The organism is Actinomadura rayongensis (assembly GCF_009831215.1).
Taxonomy (GTDB): domain Bacteria; phylum Actinomycetota; class Actinomycetes; order Streptosporangiales; family Streptosporangiaceae; genus Spirillospora; species Spirillospora rayongensis.
Genome location: NZ_WUTW01000004.1, coordinates 407,004 through 427,840, shown reverse-complemented (window position 1 = coordinate 427,840; position 20,837 = coordinate 407,004). Strand labels below are relative to the sequence as shown.

General features: G+C 74.3%; 19 protein-coding genes. 11 read left to right on the top strand and 8 right to left on the bottom strand.

Annotation, left to right across the window (positions count from 1 at the left end; translation table 11 throughout):
* Positions 1-105: 105 nt before the first annotated feature.
* The 7 genes from GQ466_RS21195 to GQ466_RS21165 are packed head-to-tail and all read left to right on the top strand — an operon-like array spanning position 106 to position 6,947.
* Positions 106-1,056 carry an STM4015 family protein gene (locus GQ466_RS21195; RefSeq protein WP_161104732.1) on the top strand — a complete coding sequence of 317 codons (951 nt, stop codon included), beginning with the start codon at positions 106-108 and terminating at the stop codon, positions 1,054-1,056.
* Positions 1,057-1,080: 24 nt separating this feature from the next.
* Positions 1,081-2,022, top strand: coding sequence for an STM4015 family protein (locus tag GQ466_RS21190; protein ID WP_161104731.1), 942 nt, complete (start codon positions 1,081-1,083; stop codon positions 2,020-2,022).
* A gap of 9 nt (positions 2,023-2,031) precedes the next feature.
* Positions 2,032-2,955: an STM4015 family protein gene (locus GQ466_RS21185; RefSeq protein ID WP_161104730.1), complete on the top strand. Its 924-nt coding sequence runs from the start codon at positions 2,032-2,034 to the stop codon at positions 2,953-2,955.
* On the top strand, positions 2,952-4,025 hold the full coding sequence (locus GQ466_RS21180; protein ID WP_161104729.1) for an STM4014 family protein: 1,074 nt from the start codon (positions 2,952-2,954) through the stop codon (positions 4,023-4,025). Before GQ466_RS21185 ends, GQ466_RS21180 begins: the two co-directional genes overlap by 4 nt.
* Positions 4,022-4,813, top strand: a complete 792-nt coding sequence (locus GQ466_RS21175; protein WP_202420909.1) for an STM4013/SEN3800 family hydrolase — start codon at positions 4,022-4,024, stop codon at positions 4,811-4,813. Before GQ466_RS21180 ends, GQ466_RS21175 begins: the two co-directional genes overlap by 4 nt.
* Positions 4,810-6,105, top strand: a complete 1,296-nt coding sequence (locus GQ466_RS21170) for an STM4012 family radical SAM protein (RefSeq protein ID WP_161104727.1) — start codon at positions 4,810-4,812, stop codon at positions 6,103-6,105. The genes GQ466_RS21175 and GQ466_RS21170 overlap by 4 nt, the downstream gene beginning before the upstream one ends.
* Positions 6,105-6,947 (top strand): STM4011 family radical SAM protein, encoded by an 843-nt coding sequence (locus tag GQ466_RS21165; protein ID WP_161104726.1) that lies wholly within the window; start codon positions 6,105-6,107, stop codon positions 6,945-6,947. The genes GQ466_RS21170 and GQ466_RS21165 overlap by 1 nt, the downstream gene beginning before the upstream one ends.
* Before the next feature lie 317 nt (positions 6,948-7,264).
* Here the strand turns inward: GQ466_RS21165 and GQ466_RS21160 are convergent, their stop codons facing one another.
* Together GQ466_RS21160 and GQ466_RS21155 are read right to left on the bottom strand one after the other, a co-directional pair.
* Entirely contained in the window at positions 7,265-7,468 is a 204-nt protein-coding gene (locus GQ466_RS21160; RefSeq protein ID WP_161104725.1) for a DUF397 domain-containing protein, read from the bottom strand.
* A gap of 18 nt (positions 7,469-7,486) precedes the next feature.
* Entirely contained in the window at positions 7,487-8,332 is an 846-nt protein-coding gene (locus GQ466_RS21155) for a helix-turn-helix domain-containing protein (RefSeq protein WP_161104724.1), read from the bottom strand.
* Between the two features lie 237 nt (positions 8,333-8,569).
* Here GQ466_RS21155 and GQ466_RS21150 point away from each other — a divergent pair, with 237 nt between their 5' ends.
* Positions 8,570-9,097, top strand: a complete 528-nt coding sequence (locus GQ466_RS21150; RefSeq protein WP_161104723.1) for an ATP-binding protein — start codon at positions 8,570-8,572, stop codon at positions 9,095-9,097.
* Positions 9,098-9,187: 90 nt separating this feature from the next.
* Here the strand turns inward: GQ466_RS21150 and GQ466_RS21145 are convergent, their stop codons facing one another.
* From GQ466_RS21145 to GQ466_RS21130, 4 genes are all read right to left on the bottom strand, one after another.
* Complete coding sequence (locus GQ466_RS21145; protein ID WP_161104722.1) at positions 9,188-10,279, bottom strand: AI-2E family transporter; 1,092 nt, start codon at positions 10,277-10,279, stop codon at positions 9,188-9,190.
* A gap of 140 nt (positions 10,280-10,419) precedes the next feature.
* Positions 10,420-11,487, bottom strand: a complete 1,068-nt coding sequence (locus tag GQ466_RS21140) for a DUF6745 domain-containing protein (protein WP_161104721.1) — start codon at positions 11,485-11,487, stop codon at positions 10,420-10,422.
* Positions 11,487-11,813 carry a hypothetical protein gene (locus tag GQ466_RS21135; RefSeq protein WP_161104720.1) on the bottom strand — a complete coding sequence of 109 codons (327 nt, stop codon included), beginning with the start codon at positions 11,811-11,813 and terminating at the stop codon, positions 11,487-11,489. The genes GQ466_RS21140 and GQ466_RS21135 overlap by 1 nt, the downstream gene beginning before the upstream one ends.
* 46 nt (positions 11,814-11,859) lie before the next feature.
* Entirely contained in the window at positions 11,860-13,188 is a 1,329-nt protein-coding gene (locus tag GQ466_RS21130; protein ID WP_237418189.1) for a threonine/serine exporter family protein, read from the bottom strand.
* 181 nt (positions 13,189-13,369) lie between these two features.
* Between GQ466_RS21130 and GQ466_RS21125 the strand changes: the two genes are divergently transcribed.
* The gene (locus tag GQ466_RS21125) at positions 13,370-15,502 is read left to right on the top strand and encodes a RecQ family ATP-dependent DNA helicase (protein ID WP_337193566.1); all 2,133 of its coding nucleotides are present in this window, start codon (positions 13,370-13,372) and stop codon (positions 15,500-15,502) included.
* Between the two features lie 6 nt (positions 15,503-15,508).
* On the opposite strand, the gene GQ466_RS21120 is transcribed toward GQ466_RS21125, so the two are convergent.
* Positions 15,509-16,150: a TetR/AcrR family transcriptional regulator gene (locus tag GQ466_RS21120; protein ID WP_161104718.1), complete on the bottom strand. Its 642-nt coding sequence runs from the start codon at positions 16,148-16,150 to the stop codon at positions 15,509-15,511.
* A gap of 99 nt (positions 16,151-16,249) precedes the next feature.
* Between GQ466_RS21120 and GQ466_RS21115 the strand changes: the two genes are divergently transcribed.
* Positions 16,250-17,041 carry an SDR family NAD(P)-dependent oxidoreductase gene (locus tag GQ466_RS21115; protein WP_161104717.1) on the top strand — a complete coding sequence of 264 codons (792 nt, stop codon included), beginning with the start codon at positions 16,250-16,252 and terminating at the stop codon, positions 17,039-17,041.
* Between the two features lie 209 nt (positions 17,042-17,250).
* On the opposite strand, the gene GQ466_RS21110 is transcribed toward GQ466_RS21115, so the two are convergent.
* Positions 17,251-18,174, bottom strand: a complete 924-nt coding sequence (locus tag GQ466_RS21110) for a carbohydrate kinase family protein (RefSeq protein WP_161104716.1) — start codon at positions 18,172-18,174, stop codon at positions 17,251-17,253.
* Between the two features lie 169 nt (positions 18,175-18,343).
* On the opposite strand from GQ466_RS21110, the gene GQ466_RS21105 reads away from it, so the two are divergent.
* The gene (locus GQ466_RS21105) at positions 18,344-20,785 is read left to right on the top strand and encodes a bifunctional acetate--CoA ligase family protein/GNAT family N-acetyltransferase (protein WP_337193565.1); all 2,442 of its coding nucleotides are present in this window, start codon (positions 18,344-18,346) and stop codon (positions 20,783-20,785) included.
* The last annotated feature ends 52 nt before the right edge of the window (positions 20,786-20,837 follow it).

Genomic DNA, 20,837 nt, shown 5'->3' with positions numbered 1-20,837 from the left:
CCGCTCCCGGTGTTCGCGCACCGGGAACGGGGCCGTTTTTAGGTCTTGGCCGGAAATGTCGCTCGCGGCTGGTAGGACAGTCCGGACGAAGATCCGGAAGGGCCGATGAACCACTACGACATGCGCACGGAGTTCGCGGGACAGATCGTCGCCGACTTCGACGCCGGGCGGCTGCCCGAGCACGGCGACCCCGCGCCCGTGCCGCCGCGGGAGGCCGCCGACCTCGCCTGGCGGGTCTCCGACGAGGAACGCTTCCGGGACGTCTGGACAGCCTTCCTCGACCAGGTCGACACCTCCCGCGTCCGGGCGCTGATCTTCGGCGCGTGGGGGCTGCCCGGCGACGGCGAGGAGGACTACCCCGTCCCGCTGCTGGCCGAGGCCGCCGACCGCTTCCCGGCGCTGCGCGCGCTGTTCCTCGGCGAGATCCCGCCCGAGATGAGCGAGATGTCGTGGATCGAGCACGACGACATCACGCCGCTGCTGACCGTGTTCCCCGCGCTGGAGCGCCTGGAGGTGCGCGGCGGGGCCGGGCTGCGTCTCGACCCCGTCCGGCACGACGCGCTCCGGACGCTGCGCTTCGAGAGCGCCGGACTGCCCGCCGGGGTCGTCCGGGCGGTCGCCGCGTCCGACCTGCCCGCGCTGGAGCACCTGGACCTGTGGCTCGGCACCGCGAACCAGAGCGGCGACGCCACGCCCGCCGACCTCGCCGGCCTGCTGGACGGCACGCGCCTGCCCGCCCTGCGCCACCTCGGCCTGGAGGACGCCGAGATCGCCGACGACCTGGCGGCGGCCCTCGCGAGCGCCCCGCTCGTCGCGCACCTGGAGTCGCTGAGCCTCGCCCTCGGCGCCCTGTCCGACCCCGGCGCCGAAGCCCTCCTGACCGGCCAGCCCCTCACCCACCTGCGGAAACTCAACCTGCACCACCACTACATCGGCGAACCGCTGACTGCCAAGCTCCGCGCCGCGCTCCCCGGCACCGACGTGGACCTGAGCCGCCCCCGGAGCCCGTCCCTCGTCGGCGACCGCGCGTTCCGCTTCATCGCCGTCGCCGAATAACCCCCTGAAAGGCGCATCCCCCCGATGACCATCAACGACCACCTGGACACCTACGCGGGTCAGCTCGTCGCGGAGTTCACCAACGAGTACGTGATCGACGCCGAGGGCGCGCCGCCGCTGCCCCCGGCCGGCGACCACGCCTGGCGCGTCCGCACCGAGTTCGACGAGACCCCGTTCAACGAGGTCTGGAACCTGTTCCTCGACACCGTCGACACCACGCAGATCAGCGCGCTGGTGATCGGCTACTGGGGCGCGGAGTACGACGAGCACACGGCCGACCCCGTGGCGCTGCTGACCGGCGCGGCGTCCCGCTTCCCGAAGCTGCGGTCGCTGTTCCTCGGCGACATCGTGCTGGAGGAGTCGGAGGTGTCCTGGATCGAGCACACCGACATCGGGCCGATCTTCGCCGCGTTCCCCGGGCTGGAACGGCTCGACGTGCGCGGCTCGGAGGGCCTGGTGTTCGAGCCGGTCAAGAGCGACGCGCTGAAGACGCTGCGGTTCGAGACCGGCGGGCTGCCCGCGACGGTCGTCCGCGCGCTCGCCGCGTCCGAGCTGCCCGCGCTGGAGCACCTGGACCTGTGGCTCGGCACCCGCATGTACGGCGGGGACGTCACGCCGGACGAGCTGGCGCCCGTCCTCGGCGGCGAGCGGTTCCCGGCGCTCAAGCACCTCGGGCTGGAGAACTCCGAGATCGCCGACTGGCTCGCGTCCGCGCTGGCGGGCGCGCCGGTCGTGGCGCGGCTGGAGTCGCTGAGCCTCGCCCACGGCACGCTCGGCGACGAGGGCGCCGAAGCGCTGCTGGCCGGGCAGCCGCTCACCCACCTGCGGAAACTCGACCTGCACCACCACTTCGTCGGCGACGCGCTGGTCGAGCGGCTCCGCGCGGCGCTGCCCGGCGTCGAGATCGACGCGGGCGACCAGGGCGCCGCCGGACGCGAGAACCGTTTCATCACCGTCTCCGAGTAAAGGGAACCCATGACCATCAGCCGGCACATCACCGAGTACGCGGGCCTGCCGATCGCCGAGTTCACGTCCCGCTCCACGCCGGACGTCCCGGCCGCCGGGCACGCGTGGCGGGTGCGCGCCGAGGGCTACAAGGAGGGCGCGTTCGCGAAGCTGTGGGCGCGCTTCCTCGACACGGTCGACACCGCCGAGGTCACGGCGCTGGTCGTCGGGTACTGGGGGCCGAGCGAGCGCGGCAACGCCAACTACCCCGTCTCCCTGGTGGCCGACGCCGCCGACCGCTTCCCGAACCTGCGGTCGCTGTTCTTCGGCGAGATCGTGCTGGAGGAGTCGGAGGTGTCGTGGATCGAGCACGGCGACATCGGCCCGCTCCTCGCCGCGTTCCCCGACCTGGAGCGCTTCGACGTCCGGGGCTCGGAGGGCCTGCGGCTCGAACCGCTCAAGAGCGACGCGCTGAAGACGCTGCGGTTCGAGACCGGCGGGCTGCCCGCGGACGTCGTGCGCGCGGTCGGCGCGTCCGAGCTGCCCGCGCTGGAGCACCTGGACCTGTGGCTCGGCACCGACGAGTACGGCGGGAGCGCGACCGTCGCGGATCTCGCGCCCGTCCTCGGCGGCGAGCGGTTCCCCGCGCTGAGGCACCTCGGGCTGGAGAACGCCGAGATCGCCGACGAGATCGCGGCGGCGCTCGCGGGCGCGCCGGTCGTGGCGCGGCTGGAGTCGCTGAGCCTCGCGCTCGGCGCGCTCGGCGACGAGGGCGCCGAAGCTTTGCTGGCCGGGCAGCCGCTCACCCACCTGCGGAAACTCGACCTGCACCACCACTTCGTCACCGACCCGATGATCGAGCGGGTGCGCGCCGCGCTGCCCGGCGTCGACGTCGACCTCGCCGAGCAGGAGGACCCGGACGAGGACTGGCGCTTCGTGGCGGTCGCCGAGTGAGGTACACCGTCGTCGGGTCGCCCGGCGACCGGCGGGTCGCGCTGTTCGGCGCGGCCTGCCGGGCGGCCGGGCTGCCCGACCCGGACGTCGTCGGCTGGCCGGACGTGCTGCGCGGCGCCCCGCTCGTCCTCGACCCGGGCACCGTGCTGCGGGTCGACTCGCCCGGCGAGAGCCCAGAGACCGACGCGCTGCTGCGCGGCCCCGGCGACCCGGCGCGCGTCGGCGGCGGCGCGGCCTGGTACGCGGCGTTCACCGCCGCGCTGCGCCGGGTCGTCGCGGCGGCGGACGCGGCCGGGCTCCGCCGCACCTGCGACGCCGACGAGATCGCGGTCATGTTCGACAAGCGCCGCTGCCACGCCCGGCTCGCCGCCGCCGGGGTGCCGGTGCCGCCCGCGTTGCCGCAGGTCACCGGGTACGCGGAGCTGCGCGCGGCAATGGCGGACGCGGGCGAGCCGCGCGTGTTCGTCAAGCCCGCGCACGGGTCGTCCGGCTCCGGCGTGGTCGCGCTGCAGACCGCGCCGGGACGCGTCAAGGCCATGACGCCCGCCGCGTTCGGCCCCGGCGGGCTCCTCAACTCGCTGCGGCTGCGCTCCTACGAGACCGAGGACGAGGTCGCGGCGCTGATCGGCGCGCTCGCCCCGGACGGGCTGCACGTCGAGCGGTGGCTGCCGAAGGCGTCGCTGGACGGCCGTCCGTTCGACCTGCGCGTGGTCGTCGTCGGCGGCGTCCCGACCCACGCCGTCGCCCGCGTCGGCACCGGCCCGCTCACCAACCTGCACCTCGGCGGGACGCGCGGGGACCTCGGCGCCGTCCGCGCCCTGCTCGGCCCGGACGGGTTCGCCGCCGCCCTCGACGTCTGCGTTCGGGCGGCGGCGTGCTTCCCCGGCACGCTCATGGTCGGCGTGGACCTGCTGGTCGGGCTCGGCGGACGCCGCGTCGCGGTCGGCGAGGTCAACGCGTTCGGCGACCTGCTGCCGAACCTCACCGGCCTGCCCGGCGGCCCCGCCGAAGGCCGCGACGCCTACGCCGCGCAGATCGCCGCCGCGCGGGAGGCGCTGTGCTCGACATGAACCGGATCGTCGGGACGCACGACATCGTCCTGATCACCCTGGACACGCTGCGCCACGACGTCGCCGAGGAACTGTGCGCGGCGGGGGAGACGCCGAACCTGGCGGCCGTCCTGCCCGGCGGACGCTGGGAGAGGCGGCACACCCCCGGCAGCTTCACCTACGCCGCGCACGCCGCGATGCTCGCCGGGTTCCTGCCCACCCCGGCCGCGCCCGGCCCGCACCCGCGCCTGTTCGCCGCCGCGTTCCCCGGCAGCGAGACCACCGCGCCGGGCACCTGGACGTTCGACGCCGCCGACCTGCCCACGGGCCTGGCCGCCGCCGGGTATCACACGGTCTGCGTCGGCGGCGTCGGGTTCTTCAACAACCGGACCGCGCTCGGCTCGGCGCTGCCGTCGCTGTTCGCCGAGGCGCACTGGGAGCCGGAGTTCGGCGTGACCGACCCCGATTCGCTGCGCCACCAGGTCGACCGGATCGCGGCCGTCCTCGCCGGGCTGCCCGCGTCCCGGCGGCTGTTCCTGCTGCTCAACGTCGCCGCGCTGCACCAGCCCAACTGGTTCTACCTGCCCGGCGCGACCCGCGCGGACGGCGACACCCGCGCCAGCCACGCCGCCGCGCTCCGCCACGCCGACGCCGACCTCGGCCGCCTGTTCGGCCTGCTGCGGCGGCCCAGCCTGGTGATCGTCTGCTCCGACCACGGCACCGCCTACGGGGAGGACGGCCACACCGGGCACCGGATCGGCCACGAGGTCGTCTGGACCGTTCCGTACGGGGAGTTCCTCCTGACATGACCGCTGAACTGATCGACCGGACGACGAGCGACGTCTACCGCTCCTACGTCTACGCCTACCCGCACAAGACGGCGTACCGGCCGCTCGACCCCGCGCCGTCGCTCGCCGACGTCTGGGCGGACGAGGCCCGCGACGCCCTCTTCCTCTACCTGCACGTCCCGTTCTGCGAGATGCGCTGCGGCTTCTGCAACCTGTTCACCCGCACGGGCGCGCCGGACGAGCTGACCCGCGCCTACCTCGACGCGCTCGACCGGCAGGCCGACGCGGTCGCCGCCGCGCTCGGCCCGGCCACGTTCGCGACGGCCGCGTTCGGCGGCGGCACCCCCACCTACCTCACCGCGCCCGAGCTGGACCGGCTCTGCCGGATCGCCGGACGGTTCGCCCCGGGCGTGCCGCTCGGCGTCGAGACGTCCCCGGCGACGGCCACCACGGACCGGCTCGCCGTCCTCGCCGAGCACGGCGCCACCCGGATCTCCATCGGCGTGCAGAGCTTCCTGGACGAGGAGGCGCGCGCGGCCGTCCGTCCGCAGAAGCGCGCCGAGGTGGAGGCCGCCCTCGGCCGGATCCGCGCGGCCGGGTTCGACGTCCTCAACATCGACCTCATCTACGGCATCGACGGCCAGACCCCGGCGACCTGGCGTCAGTCGCTGGACGCCGCGCTGGCCTGGGAGCCGGAGGAGCTGTACCTGTACCCGCTGTACGTCCGGCCGCTGACCGGGCTCGGCCGCTGCGCCCGCGACTGGGACGACCACCGCCTGGAGCTGTACCGGCTCGGCCGCGACCACCTGCTCGCCGCCGGATACGAACAGGTGTCGATGCGGATGTTCCGCCGTCCCGGCACCGGCGGCGGCACCGAGTACTGCTGCCAGACCGACGGGATGGTCGGCCTCGGCGCCGGCGCGCGCTCCTACACGGCCGCGCTGCACTACTCGTTCGAGTACGCGGTCGAGGCGCGGCACGTCCGGGCGATCATCGACGACTACGTGGCCGCCCGCGACTTCACCACCGCCCGCGTCGGGTTCGCGCTGGACGAGGACGAGCGGCGCCGCCGGCACGCCGTCCAGTCCCTGCTGCAGGCCGCCGGCCTGGACCGCGCCGCCTACCGCGCCCGGTTCGGCGGCGACGCGGCCGACCACCTGGACCTCGCGCCGTTCGCCGAGCGGGGCTGGCTGACCGAGACCCCGGACGTCCTGCGGCTCACGCCCGAAGGGCTCGCGCACTCCGACGCGATCGGGCCCGCGCTGTTCTCCCCACGCGTCCGCGCGCTCATGGACGCCTACGAGGCCCGCTGATGGACCACCTCACGATCCTGTACCGGGGTCCGCTCGCGAGCTGCGACTACGACTGCCCGTACTGCCCGTTCGCCAAGCGCCGCGACACGCCCGAGCAGCTTCGCGCCGACCGCGCCGCGCTGGAGCGCTTCACCGCGTGGGTCGCCGGGTGCGGGCATCCGGTGTCGGTGCTGTTCACGCCGTGGGGGGAGGGGCTCGTCCGGTCCTGGTACCGGCGGGCGCTGGTGGAGCTGAGCCTGCTGCCGCACGTCGAGCGCGTCGCGATCCAGACCAACCTCAGCCACCGCGTCGGTTGGACGGACGACGCCGATCGGTCCCGGCTCGCGCTGTGGGCCACCTACCATCCCGGCCAGGTGCCCTACGAGCGCTTCCTCGGGCGGTGCCGCGAGCTGGACGAGCGCGGGGTGCGGTTCAGCGTCGGGATCGTCGGGCAGCCCGAGCACCTGGACGCCGCGCGCCGCCTGCGCGCCGACCTGCCGTCGGGCGTCTACCTGTGGGTCAACGCCGCCGAGGGGCGTACCTACACCGACGCCGAGGCGGCCGACTGGACGGCCCTGGACCCGCTGTTCGGGCACAGCCGCCGCGCGCACCCGAGCCGCGGCCTGCCCTGCCGGACGGGCGACAGCGTGGTCTCGGTGGACGGCGACGGGACGGTCCGGCGCTGCCACTTCGTGCCGGACGTGCTCGGCAACCTCTACGACGGGTCGTTCCGCGCGGCGCTGCGGCCCCGTCCGTGCCCGCTGGCGGTGTGCGACTGCCACATCGGCTACGTCCACCTGGAGCCGCTCGGCCTGTACGACGTGTTCGCCGGGGGCGTTCTGGAGCGCATCCCCGCGCGGTGACCGCCGCGGAACCCGTGCCGTGAGGAGGTGCGGGTTCCGCGGCTTCTCCGTCGTGCGCCCGGCCCGGCCGGACGTTTTCCGGATCGGCGGGGAATGAACGACCGCGCCGACCGGAAGGTTGATTCCGGTTCAACTGAGACGTGCAGTGAACCGGACAATCTTCCCAGTTCTTCAAAAGTGCGGGGTGTTTCTCATTCGCCGAACGTCAGGGCGATTCCGTGAGCGGTGGCCAAAGGGATCTCCTGAAAATATGCCACCGCGCCGCAAAATGAATCGGGAGGGAAGCCGGAGCGGGACGGGGACCGCTCCACGGGGGATCAGGCGGGGGTGATCCGCCCGGTCTTGATGTCACCGATCAGGGCCGTCCACGCGCCGGTGGCCACGGGGATCAGGCCGCCCTCGGGACGCTTGCTGTCACGGATCAGGACGCCCGCCGCGTCCGGGGCGATCTCCACGCACTCCGTCGCCCCGCTCACGGAACTCTTCCGCCACCGGCGGCTGGGGTTGGGCACTTCGGCCATTGTGCTTCCTCTTTCCGGTCAATTCCGATACGTCGCCGCGGCGCTCGCCGTCGGGCTCAGCGCCACTGCCCGCAAATGTTCGAACGAAACCCTATACCTGTCAACGTCCTCGGGCTCTTCGAGGAACAGGTCGCCCGCCTGGCTCTCGATGTAGACGACCTCCGGGCCGACCGCCTCGGGAAAGCGCATCAGCGTGAATGAGCCGACAAGTCCCGGATGCGCACCGGCGTCGAACGGAATCACCTGAAGGGTGACGGATGGGGATTCGGCCGTTTCGCGCAGGTGGGCGAGTTGTGCCGCCATGACCGTGGATCCGCCCACCGAGCGGCGCAGTGCGGCCTCGTCCACGATCGCCCACAGCCGGAGCGGCTTGGCTCCGGTGAGCGCCGCCTGCCGCTTGAGCCGGGCCTCGACGCGACGCTCGACGTCCTCGGCGCCCGCGTCCGGCAGGGATCCGCGTGTCACCGCACGGGCATAGTCCGCTGTCTGCAGCAGACCCGGAATGTGGAGGCTCTGATAGGTGAGGAGTTCCTGCGCCTCGCTCTCGAACTCGATGTAGGAGGCGTAGCGTTCGGGCAGTTCGGACGCCAGCGTGTGCAGCCAGCTCCGCTGTCCGGCCGCCTTGAGCAGTGTCGTCAGCTCGGCGCGGACGGGCTCGTCCACCGCGTACGCCTCCAGGAGGGCGGCCAGCGTGCGGGGCTGCGGGCGGACGCGCGCCGACTCGATCCGGTACAGGGTCGCGGCGTTGATCCCGGTCCGCTCCACGACGTCCTCGCGCGTCAGGCCGGCGGCCTGGCGGTGGCGGCGCAGCTCGGCGGTCAGGCGCCGCAGCCGGACGGTCGGCGCGGGCTTGCGGGCGGACATGGCCGTCCCTCCTTCGGGGGGAAGTTGCAATGAATGTTTCTGCATACCTTGCATTTTCGGCGCGGTGGGGGCACGCTTGGCTCAGCTTCGCACGGTCACGGAGAGAGATCACATGATTGCGCAAGGTTCCTCCGGCCTGGACGGCCGGAGATCGGGGGGAACGTGGACGCGCGCACGCCGTCGGAGGATTGCGGGCCGGCCGGTCGAGGGGGACGGCCGGCCCGAGACGGGGGAACGATGATCGAGACACCACCGGCGGGACCGCCCGTGGCCGAGCCGAAGTGCGCCTTCGGGCGGCCGGGGCCCGGCGGCGTCGCGTTCCCCGCCGAGTTCCCCGCCGAGCGGCGGCGCGCCGATCCGCCGGGCCGCGTCGTCCCGCGCCCGGCCGCGCCGCCGGACGGGTTCGCGCTCACCTTCACGTCCGCGACGCCGGGGGCCCGCGTCGCCCGCGAGACCGTGGGGGCGGCGCTGCGGGCCTGGGGCCTGGACGGCCTCGCCGACGACGCCGAGCTGGTCGCGAGCGAACTGGTCACCAACGCCCTCCGGCACGCGGGGACGGCGACGGTCGCGGTGACGCGCCGTCCGGACACCGTCGTCCTGGAGGTCACCGACGACGACCCGGCCCCGCCCTGCACCGCCGACCCCGACCCGCTCGGCACCAGCGGACGCGGCCTGATCATCGTGGCCGCCCTCGCCGCGGGCTGGGGCTGGCGCCCCGTCGAACCGTCCGGCAAGTGCATCTGGGCGACCTTCGGCACCCCCTGACCCCCCGCCCCCGAGACCCGTCGGAACACCGTCGGACGTCTGCACCAACGACTGCGAGAACGCCGGTCGAGGCGCCGGTCGAGGCGCCGGTCAGGGCGCGTCGGCGTCGTCGGCCTCGGGCGCGGCGATCGGCAGCGGCGCGCGGAGCGTGAGGAAGACCCGGTAGGCGACCGCCGTGATCGGCACGGCGACCACCGCCCCGGCGATCCCGGCCAGCAGCGTCCCGGCGGTGACGGTGATGAGGATGACCGCCGGATGCAGCCGCAGCGCCCGTCCCATGATCAGCGGCTGCAGCAGATTCCCCTCCGACTGCTGCACCCCGACGACGACCGCGATGACGAGCAGCGCGGCGGTGATCCCCTTGCTGACGAACGCGATGATCACCGCCGCGGCGCCCGCGACGGCCGCCCCGACGATCGGGACGAACGCCGCGATGAACGTCAGCAGCGCGAGCGGCGCGGCCAGCGGCACCCCGATGATCACGAGCCCGATCCCGATCCCGGTGGCGTCCACGGCCGCGATGACGACGGTGCCGCGCACATAGGCGACAAGGGAGTCCCACCCGGCGCGGGCGGCGGCGTCCACCCGGGGACGCAGGTGCTCGGGCGTCATCCGCAGCGTCCACGCCCACATCGACGCGCCGTCCTTGAGCACGAAGAACACCAGCAGCAGCGCGAGCACGGCGGCGGCGGCGACCTGCGCGGCGGCGCTCGCCCCGGCCGCCGGGTCGGGCGCGGACGCGGTGATGCGGTGCCGGATCTCGGCCCCGATGGCGTCGATGCGCCGTGAAGTGATCGGCATCGGCCCGTGCAGCAGCCACTCGCGGATCCGGTCGACGCCCTGCCCGATCCCCTGCTGCAGCTGCGGCCACTGATGGACCGTCTCGTTCCCGATCAGCGCGAGCGGCCCGGCGACGATCACCACGATCGACAGCACACCGCCGAGCGCGGCGAGCCAGGGCGGCGCGTGCAGCCGCCGCAGCCCCCGCGCGACCGGCATGATCAGCGCCGCGAGCAGCAGCGTGGCGGCCAGCGACAGCGTCAGCGACGCGAGCCGCGCCAGCACGGTCGCCACGAGCCACCCGCCGACGGCCAGGACGATGAGGCACGCGACGATGGCCGTCGAGGCGCGCAGACCTCGCGGAACATCACCGAACGCCCCCGGCCCGTCACCCGTCGTCACACCGACGCACTACCCACGTTCACCTCCCACAACGCATGATCACCGCACCGCCTCCCGACGAAGGACGAGCCGCGATCGGGGGTGACGGGACGTGCGCGTCGGGGGCGGACGCGGGTGGGCGCGTTCGCCCCCGAGCGGGGTCAGGTCTGGGCTTGCGGGTGGTAGTCGGCGGCGTCCACGCCGAACGTCCAGGCCACGCCCTCGCGGGCGGTGCGGGTGGCGGGCGGGACGCGCAGGTAGTACGTGCGGCTCGTGCCGTCGGGTTCGGGCGTCGAGTTCACCACCTCCACCATGACGACGGGTTCGTCATCGGGCAGGTCGATCCGCCACAGCACGCCCGTCTCGTCGCGGTGCAGCGGCGTGGCGTTCGACTCGGCGAGGTACCGGTCGTAGCCGTAGATCTCCAGCATGACGCGGCGCAGCTCGGCGTTGTCCTCGGCGCGGATGCGCTCGGGGGTGAGGCCGTCCAGCGTGCGGACGAAGTCGGCCGGGATCGGCATGCCGCGCCAGGCGTGCAGCGCGAAGCCGTCCGGCCAGGCCACGGCCGGGCCGTCGCCGCGGTGCAGGCGGCCGGGCTCGTCGCGGTGCAGCTCGACGGGCCGCTCGGCGATGATCACCAGGTTCTCGTACGGCCACCACCAGCCCGCCGACCGGGCCGCGCCGGCGAGGCCGCGCAGCGGTTCGAGCAGGTCGAGCGCGTCGAACTGGGCGAGCCACGGCGCGTCCTGCTGGCCGAGGACGGCGTCGAGCGTCGCGGCGCGCAGCACCGTCTCGACCGGCTCGGCGAGCCCGCCGATCGCGGCGCGCACGCGCGTGACCACGCTGTTCACCGGGTCCCACAGCAGCGCGCCGGTGTCGGCCCAGGCGCGCGGCCAGCCGTCCGTGCCGAGCGCGGCGTGAGCCTGCGCGCGGACCTGCTCCCACGGCCGGGTCCGGACGGCGTCGCGCACCGACGCCCCGGCGGCGGGCAGGTCCGGGACGTCCAGCCCGGCGGCGCGCAGCGCGTCCGCGTGCCCGCCGAGCGCGGCGGCGGCGACCGCCCCCGCGGCGGGCGAGCCCACCCAGACGAACCGCTCGGGGGCGGGCAGCCCGGCGGCGGCGTACGCGGCGGCGACGCCCGCCTCGGCGGCCGGACGGTCGGCGGCGCCGGTGGCGAAGGCGACGGCCTGCCAGGACAGCAGGAGGCTCGCGCGGTCGACGGTCTCCATCAGTCCGCCACCACCCGCACGGCGCCCGGCACGTACTCGCGCTGCCGGATCACCCGGTACCAGCCCTTGGGCAGCGAGATCGCGGCGTGCTCCTCGTGGACGAGGCGTCCGCCCGACGGCAGCCAGAGGTGGTCGGGCGCGAGGGGGTTCGGGTCGCGGCGCAGCTCGCCGGGGGCGGTGAGCGCGTGCGCGTGGCCGGTCGCCTCGCCGAGCGCGAGGACCATCCGGCCGCGTCCGTCGCGGGCCGTCGGCGGCAGCGCGCGGACGGACGCGGGCACGGCGTCCTCGGCCACGGGAACGATGAGGATGTCTCCCTGTCGGTACATGCTCCGCAACGTAACCGGCGCCACCGACAGAATCCGTTTCCGCAGGTCAGAAGCCACGCGTCCGGCGCGCGGCGGGGCGGGCGCCGCGTCCGGACACGCTCAGCCCGACGTGCTGGAACGCCCGCACCAGCTCGCCGCCGAGGTTGACGCCCGCCGCGAGCGCGAGCGCGATCGACAGCGCCCCGACCAAGCTGAGCGCCCCGGTGGCGGCGTCCCCGCTGTTCAATTCGACCATGGATCGGTAGAGCGTCATACCGGGCAGCAGCGGCGAGATGGACGGGACGACGAACGGCAACGACGGCGCCTGTTTACGTCGCGCGTACGCGCTCCCGGCGAGGCCGATGACAACCGCGGACACTCCGGCCGCCAGCACGGGCGCCACTTCCAGGTGCAGCAGCGACACGTAGATCATCCAGATCAGGGCGCCACCGATCGCCGCCGGAATGAGCACCGAGCGCGGTACCGCCAGCGTGATGGCGAACGTCACCGCGACACCCGCCGCCGCGAGGACGCGGACGGGTTCGAGCAGGGCCGGTGAGGGCGGCAGGTCCCCGACGTCCACCCGGACCCCGGCATAGACGGCCAGGTAAACGACCGCGCCGAGCCCGGCCACGATCGCCGCGATGATGAGGAAGACCTCCAGCAGGCGGGCCGCCGCGCTGAGCAGGTCGCCGGTGATCCCGTCCTGGATGCTCGCCACCAGCGGACGTCCGGGCAGGAGCGCGAGGATCGCGCCCGTCACGATCGTCGGGGCGCGGCCGGGGCTGCCGAGCGCGACGACGATCACGGCCGCCGACGCGCCGATCGCGGCGGCCACCGCGAGCTGGAAGAACTCGGCGATGCCGCGCCGGGCGAGCGCGGCGGCGGTGCGGTCGCCGAGGACGGTCGCGACGAACGCCGTCACCGCCACGATCGGCCCGCCGCCGCCGAGGACGCCCGCCGACGCGGCGATGAGCCCGAGCCCCACCACGAGCAGCCACGGCGGGAACGGGCCCCGGCCGCGTTTGATCCGCGCGAGTTCGGTGCGGGCCTCGTCCACGCCGAGCATGCCGATGGACGCCTGCTGGACGAGTTCGTGCAGCGCGGTGAGCCGCCAGTACGCGGGGGTGCGGCGTCGTATCGCGCGGGATCCGGTCACCGGGGGAGCACCCTGGCCGGGATGGGCCGACACGAGCAGGCTCGTGAAGGTGACCTCCACCTCGCAGCGCGGGATCTCGTAGGCGACCGCGACGCTCAGCATCGCCTCGTTGACCCGCTCGGTGGACTCGCCGGACGCCAGCAGCAGCTCCCCGACCCGCAGCACGAGGTCGATGGCGCGGGGGTCGAAGACGGGACCGGGTTCGTCCTCGGGCGGTTCGGGCGGAGGGTTGTTCATCAATGCCTGCCAGCCCCGTCGCACGCGCTCGGTCGCCCGGCCCATTCCGTGCAAATCCTCCCGTCCCGTCGGTTGATCTTGTTCGCAGGCTACCTTCCGGCGTCCGGGGCCCGGCGGGCGGGTTATCCACAGGCCGGCCGTCCGGATGCGGGACGTCGGCGGCGGCTGGTAGCAAGGACGGGTGAGCATTTCCGAGCGGCCCGGCGCCGCCCCCGAGACCGTCGACGCGCTGCGCGACGAGGCCGAAGCCTGCCTGCGCGCCCTGGCCGGCGCGGGCGCGCGCCTGCGCGAGGACCAGTGGACGGCGATCCGCGCGCTCGTCGTCGACCGGCGGCGCGCGCTCGTCGTGCAGCGCACCGGCTGGGGCAAGTCGGCGGTGTACTTCGTCGCGACCCGGCTGCTGCGCACGCGCGGCGCCGGGCCGACCGTGATCGTGTCGCCGCTGCTCGCGCTGATGCGCAACCAGATCGACGCGGCCGAGCGCGCCGGGATCCGCGCCGCGACGGTCAACTCCGCCAACACCGACGACTGGGACGGCGTCTTCGCCGACGTGGAGCGGGGCGCGGTGGACGTCCTGCTCGTCAGTCCCGAGCGGCTCAACAACCCCGACTTCCGCGACCTGGTCCTGCCCAAGCTCGCGGCGGGCGCGGGCCTCGTCGTGGTGGACGAGGCCCATTGCATCTCCGACTGGGGGCACGACTTCCGTCCGGACTACCGGCGGCTGCGCACCCTGCTCGCCGACCTGCCGCCGGGCATCCCCGTCCTCGCCACGACCGCCACCGCCAACGCGCGCGTCACCGCCGACGTCGCCGAACAGCTCGCCGAGGGCGACACACTCGTGCTGCGCGGTCCGCTGGAGCGCGACTCGCTGCACCTGTCGGTCGTCCGGCTGCCCGAGGCCGAGCAGCGGATCGCCTGGCTCGGCGAGAACCTCGACGCGCTGCCCGGCTCGGGCATCGTCTACACGCTGACGGTCGCGGCGGCGCACGAGATCACCGGCTACCTGCGCGACCGGGGCCACGAGGTCGCCGCGTACTCCGGGCAGACCGAGCCCGCCGAACGCCTCCAGGCCGAACGCGACCTGCGCGACAACAAGCTGAAGGCCCTGGTCGCGACGAGCGCGCTCGGGATGGGCTTCGACAAGCCCGACCTCGGCTTCATCGTCCATGTCGGCGCGCCGCAGTCCCCGGTCGCGTACTACCAGCAGATCGGCCGCGCGGGCCGCGGGGTGGACCGCGCGGAGGTCGTCCTGCTGCCCGGCGCGGAGGACCGGCGGATCTGGGAGTACTTCGCGAGCCTGGCGTTCCCGCCCGAACCGGTCGTGCGGGCGACGCTGGACGTCCTGGACGCGGCGGGCCGCCCGCTGTCCACCGGCGCGCTCGAACCGCGCGTCGACCTCAGCCGGTCGCGGCTGGAGATGATGCTCAAGGTCCTCGACGTGGACGGCGCGGTCCGCCGCGTCAAGGGCGGCTGGACGTCCACCGGCGAGCCGTGGTCCTACGACCGCGAGCGGTACGCCCGCGTGCGGGAGGCGCGCGAGCGCGAACAGCGGGCGATGCTGGAGTACATCGTCACCGAGGGCTGCCGCGAGGAGTTCCTGCGCCGCCTGCTGGACGACGAGACCGCCGTGCCGTGCGGACGCTGCGACAACTGCACCGGCCGGCGGCGCCCCGCGACGGTGAGCGCGGAGGGCACGGCGCGCGCCCGCGACCGGCTGCACCGGCCCGGCGTGGACGTGGCGCCGCGCCGCATGTGGCCGACCGGCGTGAAGGACGACCTCGGCGTCGGCGGCCGGATCGCCCCCGCCGACCTGGCCGAGCCGGGCCGCGCCCTCGGCCGCCTCACCGACACCGGCTGGGGCAACCGGCTGCGCGACCTGCTGGCCCCCGGCGCCCCGGACGCCGACGTCCCCGCCGACCTGGTGGACGCGGTCGTCCGCGTGCTGGCCGCCTGGGACTGGGATCAGCGACCGGCGGGCGTGGTCGCCCTCGGATCGCTGACCCGTCCCCGCCTGGTGGGATCGCTCGCGCGCCGCATCGCCGAGATCGGCCGCCTGCCGTTCACCGGCGCGTTCGAGCCCCCCGCCGAACCGGTGCCGCGCCGCCACAACAGCGCCCAGCGACTGCGCTCGGTCTGGAACGCCCAGACACTGCCGCCGCAGGTCGCGTCCGCCGCCGCCGCCGCGGCGGGCGGCCCGATCCTGCTGGTGGACGACCGGATCGACACGGGCTGGACGATGACCGTCGCCGCCCGCGCCCTGCGCTCCGCCGGAGCCCCCGCCGTCCTCCCCCTGGTCCTCGCCGTCCCGAACTAGCTGTGTTCAGTCGCCGGTTGTGGCGCCTGGCTGCTCGGGGGCGCAGCGGGACGGGGCGAAGTCGGCGGCCAGGGTGCGGGCGGCCTCGACGACGGCCGCGCGGCGGCGGGCCAGGGCGGCTTCGCTCGTCTCCTCGTCCAGGAGCATGCGGCACATGCGGGGGACGGCGAAGTTCCAGGCGATCAGGCCCATCACCGTGAACACCAGGTCCTGGACGGCGGGGACGCGGGCCTCCTCGGGCAGGTGGCAGGCCATTCCGGCGTCCACCAGCGAGCGGACCTTGGCGCGGTAGCCGTCCCGGCGTTCGTGGTCCTCGGCGGCGGGGGTGTCGCACGCCTCCAGGGACTCCCAGAGCACCAGCCTGATCAGTTCCGGGTGCTCGTGGTACCAGTCGAAGATCTGCCCGGCGGACTCGCCCACCGCCTCGGGGTCGATGGTGACCGAGACGGCCACCGCCTCCAGCTTCGCGCGCAGGATCGCGGCGAACAGCTTCTCCTTGCCGCCGAAGTACAGGTAGATGGCCTGCTTGTTGGCCTTGGCGGCGGTCGCGATCCGGTCGACCCGGGCGCCCGCGAGGCCGTGCTCGGCGAACTCGGCGGCGGCGGCGGCGAAGATCCGCCGCCGGGTGTCCTCCGCGTCATAGCCCATGCACGGATTAAACCATCTGGTTGACTCCGTTCCCCGGGAGCGGGCAGGATCGGCCGGGACAGTAAAACAACCAGATGGTTTATTTCGGAAGGCCCGCACATGAGCACTGCCGCTCCCATCCCCGTCCGTTCCCCGCTGCCGAGCGGCCTCTCCGGCGCCACCGCCCTCCTCATCGGCGGGACGTCGGGCATCGGCCTGGCGGCGGGCGTCCTGCTGCGCTCGGTCGGCGCCCGCGTCGTGCTGGTCGGCCGCGACCCGTCCCGGCTGGACGCCGCCGTCGCCCGCGTCCGCGCCGCGAGCCCGGACACGGCGCCGGACGACGTCCTCGGCGTCGCCGGTGACGCCGGCAGCGAGCAGACCATCACCGAGGCGTTCGACCGGGCGGGCCGGGTCGACCACGTGCTTCTCACCGCGGGCGGCATCAGCGGCATGGGCCTCGCGGCCGAACTGTCCGACGACGCCATCACCGTGAACCTCGACGGACGCGTCCGGACGGCGTTCACCGTCGCCCGCGCGGCGGCGACCCGGCTCCCGGCGGGCGGCTCGCTCACGTTCAGTTCGGGAGCCCTCGTGATCAGCCCGCGTCCCGGCATGTCCGCGCTGGTGGCGGCGGCGGGCGCGGTGGAGGCCGTCACGCGGGCGCTGGCCGTGGAGTTCGCGCCCGCGCGGCAGCGGGTGAACGCCGTCCGGTACGGCCGCGTCGACACCCCGCTGCTGCGCGCGGCGCCGGGCCTGGACACCGACGAGGCGATGGCCGCCGCCGGCGCGCCGACGCCGCTCGGCCGCTTCGGCACCGCCGAGGAGGCCGCCGCCTCGGCCCTGTTCCTGATGGCCAACAACTACGTGACGGGCCAGGTCATCACCGTCGACGGCGGCGAGTTCCTCACCTGACCCCACCGTGCGACACGCCCGCGAGGGTGCGGCGGCCTCGGCAGGGTTCGCCGCGCGACGAGTTCAAGCGTCGCGCGAGTGCGTGAACTGAGCGCCCGGGGACGACGCCGAAGGCGAGTCCCCGGGCGCGAAGATCGCGAAGCGATGCCGCACTCGCACGTCCTGCCGGCACGGTGCGAGCCGCCAGGCGAGCGCCGTGGTGGAAAGACCTAATTAATCGGGTTGTCCATGACGTCCAGGGACGGGCGGGCGCCCAGGTGGCGCATCGCCTTGACGGCGAGGCGGGAGCCCGCGGTCAGGGCGTCGGCGGGCGACTTGCCGTCCAGCCAGGGCGGCAGGAAGCCCGCCACGAAGGCGTCGCCCGCGCCGGTGCCGTCGACGATCTTGTCGATCGGCTCGGCCTTCACGGTGACCGGCTCGGGACGGCCGTTGGTGTACCAGAGGGCGCCGTCCGCGCCGGAGGTGATCACGACCTGCGGGTACCAGGCGGTCAGGACCTTGGCGGCCTGCTCGGGCACGTCGCGGCCGGTGAGGACCTCGGCCTCCTTGGCGTTCAGGATGAGCAGCCGCGCCCCTTGCGTCCACTCCAGGAACGGCTCGGCGCCGATGCGCTGGAGCGGCGAGGACGACCCGGCGTCCACCGAGATCGACATCTTCGCCTTGCGGGCGGTGTCCAGCGCGAAGATCGCGGCCTTGCGCGACCCCTCGTTGAGCAGCGAGTACCCCGACAGGTGCAGGTGGGTGCCCTGGCGGAACAGGTCGCGGCAGCGCTCGATGTCCTCGACGAGGAGCGCGGCGTTGGCGCCCGGGTCCGAGAGCATCGTCCGGTCGCCCTTGTGGGTGACGAGGACGACGCAGGTGCCGGTGGGCCGCTCGGAGTCCATGACGAGACGGGCGTCCACGCCGTAGCCCATCAGCTCCATGTCGCGGTTGCGTCCCGCGATGTCGGACCCGCGGCGGCCGACGAACGCGGCCTCGACGCCCTCCAGGGCGAGCCAGGACGCCACGTTGGCGCCCGAGCCGCCGCCGTGGGTCGTCACGGCCGCGGGCGTGTCACTGCCCTTGGCGAGGGGGAACGCGGCACGCGCCACGGTGTCACTCATCAAGTCGCCAACCACGACCACGCGCGTCATGGGAGTCATCACCTCGATCAACACGGCCCGCGTGAGCGGCGTACTGGGCGTGTGCTCGACCGTAACAGCTATCGAGGCGCGATTAGGTCTCGAACGCGCAGCGAAAACGGGGAGCAGGGGGGAATTCCCGCGTGCGGGATGTCGGCGCCGGTGTCCTACGCTCGGTGGTGTGACCGAGGCGTATCCGGATCATTGGGAGGCCGACGTCCTGCTGACCGACGGCGGGACGGCGCATCTGCGCCCCATCCGGAGCGCGGACGCGGACCTGCTCCGCGAGTTCTACACCCGCCTCTCGCCCGAGTCGATCTATTACCGGTTCTTCTCCGCGCGCCCCCGGCTGAGCGAACGTGAGATCGCTCACTTCACCACCGTGGACCACGTGGACCGGGTGGCGCTGATCGCGACGATCGGCGGGCGGATGGTCGCGGTCGTCCGTTACGAGCGGCTGAAGGACCGTCCCGGGACGGCCGAGGTGGCGTTCCTCGTGGAGGACGAGCACCAGGGCCGCGGCCTCGGCCCGGTCCTGCTGGAGCACATCGCGGCGGCGGCCCGCGAGCGCGGCCTGACGCGGTTCGTGGCGAGCGTCCTGCCCGACAACCGGCGGATGACGCGGGTGTTCCGCGAGGTCGGCTACCGCGCGGAGCAGACGTTCGAGGACGGCGTCATCGAACTCGTCCTCGACTTGGAGCCGACCGAGACGTCGGTGGAGGTCATGATCGCGCGCGAGCACCGCGCCGAGTCCCGGTCGATCCAGCGGCTGCTGACGCCCCGGTCGGTCGCGGTGATCGGCGCGAGCCGGTCGGAGCACTCGGTCGGCCGGACGGTCCTGCGCAACCTGCTCGCGGGCGACTTCACCGGCCCGGTCTACCCGGTGCATCCCACGGCGACGGCGGTCGGGGGCGTCCGGGCGTACCGGTCGGTGCTGGAGATTCCGGACGACGTGGACCTCGCGATCGTCGCCGTCCGCGCCCCCGTCGTGCAGGACGTCGTGGAGCAGTGCGCGGGCAAGGGCGTCCACGGGCTGGTCGTGGTGTCGTCGGGGTTCGGCGAGACCGGCCCGGACGGCCGCGAACGCCAGGAGGAACTGGTCCGCCTGGCCCGCGCCTACGGGATGCGGGTCGTCGGCCCCAACTGCCTGGGCATCGCGAACAACGACCCGGCCGTCCGCCTGAACGCCACGCTCGCGCCGACGATGCCCGGACGCGGCCCCGTCGGCTTCTTCTCCCAGTCCGGCGCGCTGGGCATCGCGATCCTCCAGCGCACGGCGGAACGCGGGCTCGGTCTGTCGACGTTCGTATCGGCGGGCAACCGAGCGGACGTCTCCGGAAACGACCTCATGCAGTACTGGGAGGAGGACCCGGACACCAAGGCCGTCCTTCTGTACCTGGAGTCCCTGGGCAACCCGCGCAAGTTCGCCCGCCTGGCCCGCCGACTGTCGCGCCGCAAACCGATCGTCGCGGTGAAAAGCGGACGCAGCACGCAGGGCGTCCCGCTCGGGCACGCGGCAGCCGCGCTGAGCCTGCCCGACCACGCGGTCAGCGCGCTGTTCGCGCAGGCGGGGGTGATCCGGGTGGAGGACCTGTCGGAGCTGTTCGACGTCGCCCAGCTCCTGGCCTACCAGCCGCTGCCCGCCGGGGACCGGCTCGCGATCATCGACAACTCCGACTCGCTGGGCCTGCTGGCGCAGGACGCGGCGGCGGCGTTCGGCCTGCGGGCGCGTCCGCCGGCGGACCTCGGCCCGGCCGCCGGCGCCGCCGAGTACGAGGCCGCGCTCGCCGAAGCGCTGGCCGACCCGGGCGTGGACGCGGTCGTCGCGCTGTTCACGCCCCCGACCATCGGCGGGTACGACCTGTCGGTCCCGGCGAAGATCCTGCGGCTGGCGGCGGGCGCGGACAAGCCGATCGTCGCGACGTACCTGGGTTCCGAGGGCATGCCCGCCGACCTGCGCGTCCCCGGCCCGGACGGGTCGCCCGCCGCCGGGTCGGTGCCGTCCTACGCGGCGCCGGAGGACGCGGTGCGGGCGCTGGCCTACGTCGTCCGGTACGCGCAGTGGCGGCGGCGCCCGCCCGGACGGCTCCCGGAGATCGTCGGCGCGGACCGCCGCCGCGCCCGCGCCCTGGTCGAGCGGTGGCTGTCCGGCGGCGGCCCGGTCACCGTGGCCCGCGCCCAGGCCGCCGAGCTGCTGGCCTGCTATGGGATCGCGCTCGGCGACGCGGGCGGCGGCGTCCCGACGCAGATCACCGTCCGCGAGGACGCCTCGTTCGGCGCCGTCGTCTCGTTCGGGCTCGCCGACGAGACCGCCGCCCTGCTGGACGACCGCGCCTACCGGCTGGCGCCGCTCACCGACGTCGAGGCCGCCGACATGGTCCGCGCGATCCGCGCCGCGCCGCTGCTGCTCGGCCACCGGGGCGCGGAGCCGGTGGACGTCGCGGCGCTGGAGACGTTGCTGCTGCGGGCGTCCCGGCTGGCCGACGACCTGCCGGAGGTGGCGCGCCTGGACCTGTCGCCGGTGCTGGCGGGCGCGTCCGGCACGGTCGTCCGCGACGTGACGCTGACGCTCTGCCGTCCGCCCGGCCCGCGCCAGGAACTCGCCCCCCGCCGCCTCCGTTGATCAGGACGGTGGCGGCGGCGGTGCGGGCTCCGGCGTCGGCGGGACGGGCGGG